Origin of the sequence: Microbacterium sp. AK009, from assembly GCF_013410955.1 — a bacterium.
GTDB lineage: Bacteria > Actinomycetota > Actinomycetes > Actinomycetales > Microbacteriaceae > Microbacterium.
Map to the genome: position 1 here is coordinate 179,203 of NZ_JACCCG010000001.1, position 13,318 is coordinate 192,520.

Below are 13,318 nucleotides of genomic sequence, written 5' to 3' on the forward strand. Positions count from 1 at the left end.
GCCCGAACGTGGGACTGCGCCGCTCGATCTACAAGACCCCCGCTCAGCTGCGGGCGATGGTCGAACCCGGCCTCATCACCGCGGACGCCCTTGCCGCGGTGAAGGCCTTGATCGCACCCGGTGTCACCACGCTCGAGCTGGATGCCGCGGCATCCGATCTGATCGTCTCGCGCGGGGCGAAATCGAACTTCCAGATGGTGCGCGGGTACCGGCACACCGTCTGCGCATCGGTGAACGAGCAGGTCGTGCACGGGATTCCCGGTGACCGCCCGCTCGAACCCGGCGACATCCTCTCGATCGACTGCGGGGCGGAGTACAAGGGCTGGAACGGCGACTCGGCGTTCACCGTCGTTCTGCCCGACCCCTCGCGCCCCGAGCTCGTCGCCGAGCGCCAGCAGCTGTCGCGGGTCACCGAGGGGTCGCTGTGGGCCGGCATCGCGGCTCTCGCGTCGGCGCGTCACATCGCCGATGTCGGCGCGGCGATCGAGGACTACATCCGCGCGCACGGCGAGGATTACGGGATCCTCCGCGAGTACGTCGGTCACGGCATCGGGCGGAAGATGCACGAGTCGCCGTCGGTGTTCAACTACCGCGTCGACGACCCCGGCCCCGAGGTGCGGCCCGGCCTCGCCCTGGCGATCGAGCCGATGGTGGTCGCCGGGTCGGATGCGACGTTCGTCGAGGACGACGGCTGGACCGTCTCGACCGTCGACGGCTCGGCCGGTTCACACTGGGAACATAGCGTCGCGGTGCATGATGAGGGTGTGTGGGTGCTCACTGCGCCCGACGGCGGCGCAGCCGGGCTCGCGCCGTTCGGCGTCACCCCGGCACCCATCCGGTAGCGCCGGGATTTCTCGAGGAGGACGCTCATGGCGACGGCCACGCGCAAGGTGAACTGGTTCGCGATTCTGGTGAGCGTCGCCGTGGTGCTCGCGCTCGTCGTGACGGCGGCCGTCGTGGTCTGGTCGAACAATCAGTCGGATGACGCGGGGCCGGCGCCGCAGGCGGCGTCGATCAACGCCGAGACCGGCGCCATCGAGATCGGATCGGGGGAGCAGACCCTCGACACCTACATCGACTTCATGTGCCCGGTGTGCAACCAGTTCGAGCAGGTGTACGGCGAGCCGATCCAGGAGCTCGTCGATGACGGGACAATCACCCTCAACATCCACCCGATCGCGATCCTCGACCGTCTCTCGCAGGGAACCGAGTACTCGACCCGTGCCGCCAACGCGATGTACTGCGTCGCCGAGACTGCGCCCGACTCCGCGGTGTCGTTCATGCAGACGCTGTACGCCAACCAGCCCGCCGAGGGATCGACGGGCCTCACCGACGAGCAGCTCATCGAGATCGCCGGTTCCGTCGGTGCCGAGGGCGTCGACGCGTGTGTGAGCGAGCAGCGTTACAGCGGCTTCGTCTCGTCGATGACGGAGAAGACGCCGCCGAATCCCGAGACCGGGCGAGTGGGAACGCCGACGGTCCTGCTGAACGGTGAGTTCCTGCAACTCACGGGCGATCCATCGGTCGACCTCGCACCGCTCTTCTCGTAGCGAGTCGCCCGTCGGGAGCGCACGTGACTGCGCGCCCGGTACCCCGCGCGCCCCCACCCGCCGAACCTGCGCGGCCCCGCGCAGCGCCCCGCGGCCCTTCTTCTTTCCTTCATCCGTCACAGATGTACGCCTGGGTCCCACCGTGCGTGCATATGCGACGAATGAACCTTCACGGGGCGGCGGAGGGGCGACGGGTGCGCCCGCCCCCGTCCCCCGCCCGCTGCGCGCGCCCCGCCCGTTACCCGCGGCCCGTTGGGCGCGCCCGCCCGTTACGCGCGGCCCGCGCCCCGCGCCCCGCGCGCCGCGCCCCGCGCCGCGCCGCCCCGCCCCGCCCCCGCGCCGCGCCGCGCCGCGCCGCGCCGCGCCATCACCTTCCTTCATCCGTCGCAGATGTACGCCGAAGGCGTGCAGCGCGTACATATGCGACGGATGAACGGCACGGGGCGGCGGAGAGGGCGACGGGTGCGCGGGGGCGAGGGCGGAGGCGGCGGGACGGGCGGGGCGGGCCGGGCGCGGCGGGCGCGGGGGCGAGGGCGGAGGCGGCGGGTCGGGCGCGGCGGGCCGGGCGCGGCGGGCCGGGGCGCGACGGGTGCGAGGGGGCGAGGGCGGAGGCGGCGGGTCGGGCGCGGCGGGCCGGGGGCTGAGGGTCGGGCGCGGCGGGCCGGGGGCGGCGGGCCGGGCGCCGCGCCGACGGTTTGCCGCGGCATCCGTTATCACCTATGCTTGATCTTTGGTGCGTTGCGCCTTCATTGGCGTGTCGCCGCACCACAATCCCATCCACCGCAGACCGGCCGGTCTGCATGCAAGCGATAGCGAGTTTATGGCGAAGAAAGACGGTGTCATCGAGATCGAGGGTGTCATCTCCGAGGCGCTGCCGAACGCGATGTTCCGCGTGGAGCTCACCAACGGTCACAAGGTGCTCGCCACGATCTCAGGCAAGATGCGGCAGAACTACATCCGCATCATCCCGGAGGACCGCGTGGTCGTGGAGCTCAGCCCCTACGACCTCACCCGCGGCCGGATCGTCTACCGCTACCGCTAGACCGGTCGAGAAGTAACGCCCCACGCGGGGTCGGAAGAGTCCGCGTGCCCGGCGAAGACAGCGAACAGGAACATCATGAAGGTCAACCCCTCGGTCAAGCCCATCTGCGATCACTGCAAGGTGATCCGTCGCCACGGCAACGTGATGGTGATCTGCAAGTCCAACCCGCGCCACAAGCAGCGCCAGGGTTGAGCCGCAGGCGGATCAATGCGCGCGAAGCGCGCGTTGATGCGCAGCGGCTCAAGATCGAGTAGCGCCGCCGCAGGCGACGCGTATCGAGATCTCAACAACTGAAGACATCACGGCAGGATCAGAACCCGCAAGGGTGACACCTCGGGGCGGAGGCCCGGGCACCGATCCTGCTCCACACCTCCACCAACTCCTAGGAGAGCCGCATGGCACGTCTTGCCGGCGTCGACATCCCGCGCGATAAGCGCGTGGTCATCGCCCTGACCTACATCTACGGCGTGGGCCGTACCCGTTCGCACGCGATCCTCGCTGAGACGCAGATCGACGAGAACATCCGCGTGAAGGACCTCAGCGATGACCAGCTCATCGCCCTCCGCGACTACATCGAGGCCAACTTCAAGGTCGAGGGTGACCTCCGCCGCGAGGTGGCCGCCGACATCCGCCGCAAGGTCGAGATCGGCTCCTACGAGGGCATCCGTCACCGCCGCGGCCTCCCGGTCCGCGGACAGCGCACCAAGACCAACGCGCGCACCCGCAAGGGCCCGAAGCGCACCGTCGCCGGCAAGAAGAAGGCGCGCTGAGCGCGGCCTGCTGGGTTTAGGAGAACACGCACATGGCACAGGCCAAGTCCGCCGCGCGCAAGCCGCGCCGCAAGGAGAAGAAGAACATCGCCGTGGGTCAGGCCCACATCAAGTCGACGTTCAACAACACGATCGTCTCGATCACCGACCCGTCGGGCGCCGTGATCAGCTGGGCGTCCTCGGGTGGGGTGGGCTTCAAGGGCTCGCGCAAGTCCACCCCCTACGCCGCCGGTATGGCCGCCGAGTCGGCCGCCCGCCAGGCTCAGGAGCACGGCGTGAAGAAGGTCGACGTCTTCGTCAAGGGCCCGGGCTCGGGTCGTGAGACCGCGATCCGTTCGCTGACGGCCGCCGGCCTCGAGGTCGGTTCGATCCAGGACGTCACCCCGCAGGCGCACAACGGGTGCCGCCCGCCCAAGCGTCGCCGCGTCTGACGCTGTCGGAATTTCCGGATGCCGCGGGGCGCGGCCCCTCGTGGAGCGCGCTCTGGCGGCATCCCCGGACATAACTCAATACTTCACCCACCGCACGTGTCATATAGCGGGCACGTGATTGAAAGGAACACATCGTGCTCATCGCACAGCGTCCCACTCTGACCGAGGAGAAGATCGGGGAGTTCCGCAGCCGCTTCGTCGTCGAGCCGCTGGAGCCTGGCTTCGGCTACACGATCGGCAACGCGCTGCGTCGCAGCCTCCTGTCGTCGATCCCCGGCGCTGCCGTGACGTCGATCCGCATCGACGGCGTCCTCCACGAGTTCAGCACCATCCCCGGTGTGAAGGAGGATGTCACCGAGATCATCCTCAACATCAAGCAGCTGGTCGTCTCCAGCGAGCGCGACGAGCCCATCACCGCGTACCTGCGCAAGACCGGCGCCGGTGAGGTCACCGCCGCCGACATCTCCGCTCCCGCCGGTGTCGAGGTGCACAACCCCGAGCTGGTCATCGCGACCCTCAACGACACCGCGCGTTTCGAGCTCGAGCTCACGATCGAGCGTGGCCGCGGCTACGTGTCGGCGACCCAGAACCGCAACGAGTACGCCGAGGCCGGGCAGATCCCGATCGACTCGATCTACTCGCCGGTGCTGAAGGTGTCGTACCGCGTCGAGGCCACCCGTGCCGGTGAGCGCACCGACTTCGACAAGCTGGTGCTGGATGTCGAGTCCAAGCCCTCCATCGCGCCCCGCGACGCCGTCGCGTCGGCCGGTCGCACCCTCACGGAGCTGTTCGGTCTGGCCCGCGAGCTGAATGTCGAGGCCGAGGGCATCGAGATCGGCCCCGCGCCGGTGGAGACCGTCCTGTCGAACGAGCTGTCGATGCCGATCGAAGACCTCGACCTGTCGGTGCGCTCGTACAACTGCCTCAAGCGCGAGGGCATCAACACCGTCAGCGAGCTCGTCGCCCTCTCGGAGACGCAGCTGATGAACATCCGCAACTTCGGCCAGAAGTCGGTCGACGAGGTGCGCGACAAGCTCGTCTCGCTCGGCCTGTCGCTGAAGGACTCGGTTCCCGGGTTCGACGGCGCGCACTTCTACGGCGGCTACGACGACGAGACCGTCTGAGCTGCGGCACCCGACTGACTTTCGACTGGAGTAACTGACATGCCCAAGCCCACGAAGGGCCCCCGCCTCGGAGGCGGCCCCGCCCACGAGCGACTGCTGCTTGCGAACCTCGCCGCGGCCCTCTTCACCCACAAGTCGATCCAGACCACGGAGACCAAGGCCAAGCGCCTGCGTCCCCTGGCGGAGCGCCTCATCACCTTCGCCAAGCGCGGTGACCTGCACGCGCGTCGCCGGGTGCTGTCGGTGATCGGTGACAAGGAGGTCGTGCACGTCCTCTTCACCGAGATCGCGCCGCTGGTCGCCGACCGTCCGGGTGGCTACACGCGCATCACGAAGATCGGCAACCGCAAGGGTGACAACGCCCCCATGGCCGTCATCGAGCTCGTGCTGGAGCCGGTGACCCCGAAGGTCAAGAGCTCGCGCTCGTCGACCAAGGCGGCCCCGGCTGTCAAGCCCGCGTCGGATGACGCCGCGGCGGAGGAGACTGTCGCGGAGGACACCACCGAGGAGGCCCCCGTGGAAGACAGCACCGCCGACCAGAGCGCCGACGCCGGTTCGGAGTCGCCCGAAGAGGGTGCCGCCGCCGAGCAGGCCGCGGAGGACGCCGTGGTGGAGGGTGACTCCACCGCCGACGCCGACACCGACGCCGACGCCGACAAGAAGTAGCGACTCCGGTCGTACCGAGACCCGTCGCCCCGTGGGGTGGCGGGTCTCGTCATTTCTGTGCGCGGTGAAGGTGGCGCAGATTGCGGGGTAGATGACGCGAAGGTCGCCATCTGCGCCACCTTCGCGGGGATGATCGGGCTCGAGGTGGCGCAGATTGCGGGGCTGAGGGCGTGAAGGTCGCGATCTGCGCCACTTTCGGCGCCTGCGGCCGGACCTACTCGAACTCGCGACCGACAGTGAAGTGCGCGCGTCGCCAGGCGCGCATCTCCTGCTCGTAGACCAGCAGCGCGCGATGCTCCTCCGCGCGCTCGACGGCCTGTCCGACAGCGTCGGCGAACACCGTGCCGCCCCCGGAGTCGGGGTGGATCTGATCGCCGGCGAGCAGCTCGGGCCGCGGCGCGATCGCGCCCGACCAGTCGGCGATGAACACGCGCGGGTGCGTCGCGGCGAAGTCCGCCAGCTCGGAGTTGACGCCGGGGATCCAGTCGCGTGGCGCGAAGGCGTTGACGAGGATCAGTGAGCGCTCGGGCCCCGCGATCGCCGCCATCCGCTCCAGGGCGTCGCGATCGACGGGACCGTTGGTCCCGAGGCCCAGGACCACATACGGGCGCAGCTGCCCGGTGTCGGCGAGCTGCTGCAGGATGCCCGGCCCAGCCCACGCCGAACGCGACACGGCGGCGTCGACGGCGATGCCGGGGAAGCGCTCCAGCAGCGCCGGAGCCGAGGCGAGCATGACGGAGTCGCCGACCGCGGAGATCTGATCCCCCGTCACGGGCGTCGGGGCGGGGCGGGGCACGCTTTCGCCGGAGGGCACGCCCGGCATGGCCGCCGGGGGTGCGGATGCCGCGGACTCGACAGGTGACGGCGCGGGCGCCGCGGGGACGTCGACCTCGGCGAGCGCGCGCTGACCGGCATCCACCATCGCCTGTCCCGACGACACCGTCGGTGCCGCGGAAACTGCGGCACCGGTCCCGGCGACGAGCGCGACCGCGACGGCGCCGGCGGTCACCGCTCCGATGCGCGCACCCGCGCCGTGGCGCAGCGCCCGCCCGAGCAGGCGGAGAGATCCGCGGAATCCGTGCCGGCGCACCGGCATCTCGACGAATCGGTACGACAGCTCAGCGGCGACGAGGGTGAGCACGAGGGCGGTGAGGCCGACGCTCCCGGGGACCCCGGCCTCGGCGGCGGTGCCCTGGAGCCCGGCGAGAAGCAGGACGAGGATCGGCCAGTGCCAGAGGTAGATGCCGTACGAGCGGTCGCCGATCCACCGCAGCGGCTGGGCGTCGAGAGCGGTGCCGAACCGCGAACCGGGCCAGACCCCGGCGATGATCGCCGCAGCGGAGAGCACGCTTGCCGCCACGAGCGCGCCCGGGAAGGTCACGAGAGCATCGACCGGCGCCAGGAACGACAGCAGCACGAGTCCCGAGACGGCCGCCGCGCCGACCGGCCCGGCCCACCGCGGCCGCGACACCGCAGGACGCGCCAGCGCCCGTGTCGTCGCGAACGCCAGCGCCACCCCCAGCAGGATGCCGAAGGCGTGGGTGTCGGTGCCGAAGTACACCCGGGTGAGGTCGCCACCGGGTGTGCCGAGGCCGGAGGTCATCAGCACCGCCATCCACCCCGCCGAGGCGGCTGCCAGCAGCACCGCTGCCCCGGCACGCGCCCAGGCGCGGGGGAGGAGGAGGAACAGCGGCAGCACGAGCGGCCAGACGACGTAGAACTGCTCCTCGACGGCGAGCGACCAGAAGTTGCGGAAGAGCTCGGGGGTGGCCGCGGAGAAGTAGCCCCCGTCGCCGGCGAGCGAGACCCAGTTGTAGCTGAAGGTCGCCGCCCCCAGCACCTGCGTCCCCAGGCGCACGAGCACGTCGCCGCCGACGAGGAGTGCCGCGCTGGAGCAGACGAGCACCACCAGCGCGAGGGCCGGCAGGAGGCGTCGGGCGCGCCGCCGCCAGAAGCCGACGAGCGCGATCCGGCCGCTGCGGGCGTGCTCTCGCAGCAGCAGGCTGGTGATGAGGAACCCGCTGATGACGAAGAAGACGTCGACGCCGATGAACCCGCCCGGGAGCATCGCGGGGAAGAGGTGGTAGATCACCACGAGCGTCACGGCGACCGCTCGCATCCCGTCCAATCCCGCGTAACGGCGCGGAAGATCGGGGGTCTGCGAGCGGGGACTCGTGAGGCGTGTGGGGGCGGTGAGCGTCATGGGTAAACCGGTCAGGTCGACGATCCTGCGGAGGGGACACCACAGTGTACGTCGGTCCTCGCCCCGGCCCCCGGGGAATCTCCGAGAGTGGGACCGGGGGCGAACTACGCTGGTGCGGTGCGCATCCGCCTCGATCTCTCCTACGACGGCACGCACTTCCGCGGCTGGGCCCGCCAGCCCGGCCTTCGGACCGTGCAGGAGACGCTGGAGTCCGCCCTCGGCCGCGTGCTGGGCGGCGATCCGCGCGTCGTGGTGGCCGGGCGCACCGACGCCGGCGTCCACGCCACCGGGCAGGTCGCCCACCTCGACCTCGATCCGGCGCAGCAGGAACGCCTGGCCGCGGCCCGCCCCCCGCGCGGGCCGGCGAGCTCCGACAGGGAGCCGTTCGATCCGGCAGCCCAGCTCGCGCGTCGCCTCAACGGAGTGCTGGGCGCCTATGCCGATCTGGCCATACGGGCGACCTCGCTCGCCCCCGCCGGGTTCGACGCCCGCTTCTCGGCGGTGTGGCGGCGCTACGTCTACCGCATCGCCGACCGCGCGACCGGCTACGACCCCCTCGAGCGCCACCGCACCACGAGCGTGCGGTCGCACCTCGATGAGGAGCGGATGGATGCCGCGGCGCGTTCGCTCATCGGACTCCACGATTTCGCGGCCTACTGCAAACCGCGCGAGGAGGCGACGACCATCCGCACCCTGCTGGACTTCCGCTGGCACCGCGGCGCCGAGGGCGTGCTGATCGCCGACGTCACCGCCGACGCGTTCTGCCACAGCATGGTGCGCGCCCTGGTCGGGGGGTGCGTGGCGGTGGGAGAAGGGCGCCTGGATCCGGACGATCTCGCCACGATCCGCGATCGTGGCGGGAAGGTCCCCGAGATCCACGTCCTCGCCGCCCGGGGGCTGACCCTCGCCGAGGTCGGCTACCCCGCCGATGACCTGCTCGCGGCCCGTGCCGAGCAGACCCGGGCACGGCGTGCGGCGGACTGACGAAACCTGATCATCGCTTATGGGTCACCTCCCGGTCAGCCCGCGTTCGACGCCACGGCCCTAGGCTGGGCGTCGATGAGAGTGATCTCGTACAACCTGCGCAAGCATCGCGCCGCGGGCGAGCTGGCCGAGCTGGTCGAACGCCACGGCGCCGACGTGCTGTGTCTGCAGGAGTACGACACCTCCGACATCCCCGACGAGATCGCCGGGCTCCGCCTCGCCGAGGCGACCTCGCGCAACAGGCTGGGCCTCGCGGTCTACTACCGGGCCAACACGTTCCGCGCGGTCGATGTCCGCGCCCTGGCGTTGAAGAAGTCGCTGCACGATCACCTGTTGAAGCCCGCCGAAGAGCGGATGCTGGGCGTGCGGCTGCACGACATCGATCACCGCACCGACCTGATCATCGCGTCGTTCCATGCGGCGCCCCTCACCGCGCTGAACTCGCTGCGCCGCCACCAGATCCGCACGGCCCTGGCCGAACTGGAGCAGCTGGGGGAGGGCCTTCCCGCGCTGATGGTCGGCGATTACAACTACCCGGTGTTCAAGGAGAACCTCGGGCAGAAGGTGCGCGAGCAGGGGTACGAGCTCAGTCTCAGCGACTCGCGCACCTATACGCGGTACCGGTTCTTCCGCGGCCACTACGACTTCGTCACCTCGTCGGGCTTCACCATCGACCACGTCCGTACGCTTCCGCAGGGGCTGTCGGATCACCTCCCGATCCTCGTGACCGCGAATATCACCTCCGCCCAGCCGGCGGAGGTGCCGACGGCGAGCTGAGCGGCCACCGAGCCGGCGCTCGGGGCCGGCGGGTACGTGGCTAAACTCTGCGTATGTTCACGGGGGGCAGGTCGCGAACGGTCGACGCCGCCCCGGCGCCGTTATCGCCCGGGTCTGTCGGCCCCGACACCCGGATGCCGGTTCCCGCGCCGATCTCCAGCCGCACGCGATCGATCTGGCTGAGCCAGCTGGTCCTCGGGGCGACCGTGCTCGCCGTCGTCATCCTCCTGCTGTTCCTTCAACCGGCGCAGCTGGCCAGCTGGACCTTCACCGGCGGCATCCTCCTGCTGGTGGCGATCACCGCGGCGACGATGATCGCACCGTGGGCGCGGCTGTCCTCCGCCGCCGTGCTCGTCGTGCCGTTCGCCGACCTGTTCGCCATCGGGCTGCTGAACCTCGACGGCGATCTGCAGTTCGCGTTCCTGTGGACCTTCCCCATCGTGTGGATCGGCCTGCACTACGGCGCCCGCACGCTCGCCGTCGCCCTCGGCGCGGTCGGTCTCTTTCTGCTGATCGTCGCGAGCATCACCCCCGGCACCGCGTCCACGATCCGCGTGGTGCTGGTCATGGTCGTGCTGAGCTTCATCGGCATCACGCTGTCCGTCGGCTCCACGCGCACCCGGGCCTTCAAGCGGCTGCTGCGCCGGCAGGCACGGCGCCTGCGCGAGACCCTCGACCGCGCCACCGCGCAGGAGCGGCGGATCGCAGAGATGATCGACGGCATCGACCTCGGCATCGTGCGGCTCTCACCCGACGGCGAGCTGCTCGCCCTCAACGCCGCCTATCGGCGGCTCTATGGCCTCGGCGAGCAGGAGGATCCGGCCCACGCCGCTGTGATCGAGCACGCCGCCGTCGACGGCCCCGAGGTGCCCGCTGACGCGCGTCCGTTCGCACGCGCCGCACGCGGCGAAGCCTTCGCGCCCGAGACGTACTGGATCCCCGACGCCGAAGGCACCTGGCGGGCGGTGATCGTGTCGGCGAGCCCACTGGCATCGCGGAGCGAGGAGGAAGCGAGCATGCTGCTGGTCGTGCGTGAGGTGACCGCCCTGCTGCACGCCGAACGCGCACGCGATCAGGTCGTCGCGATGGCCTCGCACGAGATCCGCAACCCCCTCACCGTGATCCTCGGCCGCGCCGAGCTCGCCCTCGAACGGGACGTCGATCCCGCCAGCCGCGACGACTTCACGGTGATCGAGGCGTCGGCCGAGCGGATGCTCACGATGCTCGAACAGACCCTCCGCGACTCCCGATCGTCCTTCACCGCCCCTCGCGGCACCGATGAGATCGACCTGCGGGCCGTGCTCGAGGCGTCGCTGGTGGGGGTCAAGGCCAACGCGCGAGCGCGCAACATCACCCTGCACGCCGACTTCCCACCCGCGCTGCCGGTGCGCGGGGATGCGTTCCGACTTCGGCAGGTGTTCGACAACCTCCTCACGAACGCCGTGAAGTACACGCCCCGGCAGGGGACGGTGTCGGTGAGGGCCGCGGTCGATCGCGACCTGATCCACGTCGACATCGCCGACTCGGGGATCGGGATCCCCGCCGACGACATCGACCGGGTGTTCGAGCCCTACTTCCGCTCCTCCGCCGCAGGGGAGACGGCACCCGGGACGGGCCTGGGCCTCGGAATCGCGCGCGACATCGTCGAGGCGCACGGCGGCACCCTGACGCTGACGTCGCAGGCCGGCGAGGGGACCACGGCGAGCATCCGCCTCCCCCGGGCGGCGACGCCGTGATCGACGGCATCCCCTCCTTCAGCGGTCCCAACCTCGCCCTGGCGCAGGCGACGGTGGCCACCCTCGGCGTCGTCATCATGATCGGGGTCGCGTTCCTGGATCGCCCGCATCGCTCGACGCTGCTGTGGTCGATCGCCTTCCTGGTGGCGATGGTCTCATCGTGGGGGGTGGTGCTGGCCGAGACCGTGGACTCCGAGGTGCTCCGCCGCGTGTCGTTGGGCATCGTCCTGGGCGCGCCGGGCTTCATCTGGGCGGGGTTCCGCACCCTCCGCGGCTCGGCATCGCGATGGTGGCTCGCAGCATCGCTGTCGATCCTCAGCCCGCTCCTGCTCGTCGCGGCGGGCGCCACCGAGGTCTACAGCGTCGTCTTCCGGCTGGTCTTCCTCCTCTCGGCCGTTTTCGCGTTCCTGCTCCTCGTGGAGTGGCTGCGCCTTCCCGATCGCGGCGACACCGTGCTGTACCCCCTCGTGGTGATCTCGGTGCTGAACTCCGCGCTCGCCGCCTTCGTCGCGGTCGCGGGCCTGGTCTTTCCCGCCTCCAGCGGCGACGACCTGCAGTTCGTCCGCTCGGTCAACCAGCTGGGCTTCCTCGTCTACATGGTCTGCGCGCTGGTATCCCTCGTCGGCTTCGCCACCCGCCGCGAGCGGGTGGTGCTGCCGGGATCGCGCTCCCGCTGGGACGAGTTCGCCGCGGGATGCCGCGAACGACTCGTCCGCGCCGGACGACGCGGAGAGCGTTCGTGGGCCCTCCTGGTGTTCCGGCTCGACGACGAGGACGACGTGCGCGATGCGGTCGGGGTCTCCGGTTTCGACGTCGTCTGCTCCTGCTTCGCCGAGGCGATCTGCGCCGCGATCCCCGCCGACGCAGACATCGCCGAGCGCAAGCCCGGCACGATGGTCGTGCTGATCTCCCGGCCGGAGCCCGTGTTGCGGGCAGCGCTGCGCGGGGCGCTCGGCAGGGTCGGGCGGATGGAGAACGCCGGCGGCATGGAGATCCAGGTCTCGGCGAGCGTCGGATGGGTCTCGGCCGACGGCGAGGAGGATGACTTCGACACGCTGCTCGATCGTGCCGAGGCGGCCGCCGGCACGGCGCGCGCCGCCGGGGGCGACCGGTGGGAGCGGATCAGCCGCTGACGGCCGTGCGCCGGATCATCCGTCCGAATCCGAATCCGACCCCGGTGCCGCGGCGATCGCGACCGTGACGGTGTCGCTCGCGGTCTGCTTGGCGAACTCGTTCGAGGTCGGGGTGGTCTGGACGAGGAAGTCGTAGCTGAACTGCAGCTGCACGTGCGTCGCCTCGGCCGGCACCGATCCCACGTTGAAGGTCTGCGAGTAGCTGTACGGAGCAAGGACCAGATACCCGGGGGCGACCGAGGACTGGTCGATCTGCGCCTCCAACGGCGCCATCGCGCCATCCGGTCCCTGCGGCACCGCCACCATCACCGCCCGCTGCAGATAGACCTTCTGGCCGTCGTCGGGGGTGACCGTCGTCGTCATCGACAGGTTCACCGGCTTCAGGGCCTCAGCCGTCCATCGGTCCATCGACAGGGTCGACCAGTAGTCGACCGAGGCCGCGACGGCGCCGGCGACGAGCTCCCGGTTGGTCGACCCGCTGGAGAGGTCGTTGGGCACGGGCGCCGGTGCCGCCGACGCGGTGCGGCTCGGCGTGGCGCTGGGCGTCGGCTCGGCACCGAAGTCCCACGGCGCCGGCCCGCAGCCCGTCAGGGCGAGGGCGAGCGTCAGAGCGAGTGCGGAACTCGCGGCGCCCGTGACGGCACGACGATGGGGACCCATGAGACCTCCTGGGCGGGTGGGACCGAACGCCTTCCGGCCGGGAAGACAGTGGCGTCAGTCTACGGACCTCCCAGCGCAAGGCTGGCGCAAGATCACCTCAAGAAGCTCAAGATCGGCGATCGGCGTGGTTGTGTAACCGGCGAGGGGTGGGACCGGTCGATTTCGCGGCCGCTCGAACCCGAACCGGGCGGTGTGCCCACAGTTCGCAGAATCGGCCGGGCCCCACCCCGTCCCTTGCCGGG

14 protein-coding genes are annotated in these 13,318 nt (G+C 70.6%); 12 read left to right on the forward strand and 2 right to left on the reverse strand.

What is annotated here, in order from left to right; all coding sequences use genetic code 11:
- Window positions 1-8 precede the first annotated feature (8 nt).
- The 8 genes from map to rplQ all read left to right on the forward strand — a co-directional run bounded on the left by map (window position 9) and on the right by rplQ (window position 5,583).
- Window positions 9-842, forward strand: coding sequence for a type I methionyl aminopeptidase (gene map, locus HDC37_RS00890; RefSeq protein WP_179559055.1), 834 nt, complete (start codon window positions 9-11; stop codon window positions 840-842).
- 27 nt (window positions 843-869) lie between these two features.
- Window positions 870-1,550 (forward strand): thioredoxin domain-containing protein, encoded by a 681-nt coding sequence (locus HDC37_RS00895; protein WP_179558524.1) that lies wholly within the window; start codon window positions 870-872, stop codon window positions 1,548-1,550.
- A gap of 820 nt (window positions 1,551-2,370) precedes the next feature.
- A complete protein-coding gene (gene infA / locus HDC37_RS00900; protein WP_028496510.1) occupies window positions 2,371-2,592 on the forward strand; it encodes a translation initiation factor IF-1 in 222 nt (73 codons plus the stop codon).
- 75 nt (window positions 2,593-2,667) lie between these two features.
- Window positions 2,668-2,784, forward strand: a complete 117-nt coding sequence (gene rpmJ, locus HDC37_RS00905; protein WP_022893853.1) for a 50S ribosomal protein L36 — start codon at window positions 2,668-2,670, stop codon at window positions 2,782-2,784.
- 203 nt (window positions 2,785-2,987) lie between these two features.
- Window positions 2,988-3,362, forward strand: coding sequence for a 30S ribosomal protein S13 (gene rpsM, locus HDC37_RS00910; RefSeq protein ID WP_179558525.1), 375 nt, complete (start codon window positions 2,988-2,990; stop codon window positions 3,360-3,362).
- Between the two features lie 32 nt (window positions 3,363-3,394).
- Window positions 3,395-3,793: a 30S ribosomal protein S11 gene (gene rpsK / locus HDC37_RS00915; protein WP_013583990.1), complete on the forward strand. Its 399-nt coding sequence runs from the start codon at window positions 3,395-3,397 to the stop codon at window positions 3,791-3,793.
- Window positions 3,794-3,927: 134 nt separating this feature from the next.
- Window positions 3,928-4,917, forward strand: a complete 990-nt coding sequence (locus tag HDC37_RS00920; RefSeq protein ID WP_141936816.1) for a DNA-directed RNA polymerase subunit alpha — start codon at window positions 3,928-3,930, stop codon at window positions 4,915-4,917.
- Window positions 4,918-4,956: 39 nt separating this feature from the next.
- Complete coding sequence (gene rplQ, locus HDC37_RS00925) at window positions 4,957-5,583, forward strand: 50S ribosomal protein L17 (protein ID WP_179558526.1); 627 nt, start codon at window positions 4,957-4,959, stop codon at window positions 5,581-5,583.
- A 214-nt stretch (window positions 5,584-5,797) separates the two neighbouring features.
- Here rplQ and HDC37_RS00930 read toward each other — a convergent pair whose 3' ends face one another.
- The gene (locus HDC37_RS00930; protein ID WP_179558527.1) at window positions 5,798-7,786 is read right to left on the reverse strand and encodes an acyltransferase family protein; all 1,989 of its coding nucleotides are present in this window, start codon (window positions 7,784-7,786) and stop codon (window positions 5,798-5,800) included.
- Between the two features lie 117 nt (window positions 7,787-7,903).
- On the opposite strand from HDC37_RS00930, the gene truA reads away from it, so the two are divergent.
- The 4 genes from truA (at window position 7,904) to HDC37_RS00950 (ending at window position 12,416) form a co-directional block, all read left to right on the forward strand.
- Window positions 7,904-8,770, forward strand: coding sequence for a tRNA pseudouridine(38-40) synthase TruA (gene truA / locus HDC37_RS00935; protein ID WP_179558528.1), 867 nt, complete (start codon window positions 7,904-7,906; stop codon window positions 8,768-8,770).
- Window positions 8,771-8,845: 75 nt separating this feature from the next.
- On the forward strand, window positions 8,846-9,547 hold the full coding sequence (locus HDC37_RS00940; RefSeq protein WP_179558529.1) for an endonuclease/exonuclease/phosphatase family protein: 702 nt from the start codon (window positions 8,846-8,848) through the stop codon (window positions 9,545-9,547).
- A 53-nt stretch (window positions 9,548-9,600) separates the two neighbouring features.
- Window positions 9,601-11,283, forward strand: coding sequence for an ATP-binding protein (locus HDC37_RS00945; RefSeq protein ID WP_179558530.1), 1,683 nt, complete (start codon window positions 9,601-9,603; stop codon window positions 11,281-11,283).
- Window positions 11,280-12,416, forward strand: coding sequence for a hypothetical protein (locus HDC37_RS00950; RefSeq protein WP_179558531.1), 1,137 nt, complete (start codon window positions 11,280-11,282; stop codon window positions 12,414-12,416). Before HDC37_RS00945 ends, HDC37_RS00950 begins: the two co-directional genes overlap by 4 nt.
- Before the next feature lie 15 nt (window positions 12,417-12,431).
- On the opposite strand, the gene HDC37_RS00955 is transcribed toward HDC37_RS00950, so the two are convergent.
- Complete coding sequence (locus HDC37_RS00955; protein WP_179558532.1) at window positions 12,432-13,076, reverse strand: hypothetical protein; 645 nt, start codon at window positions 13,074-13,076, stop codon at window positions 12,432-12,434.
- Between the last annotated feature and the right edge of the window lie 242 nt (window positions 13,077-13,318).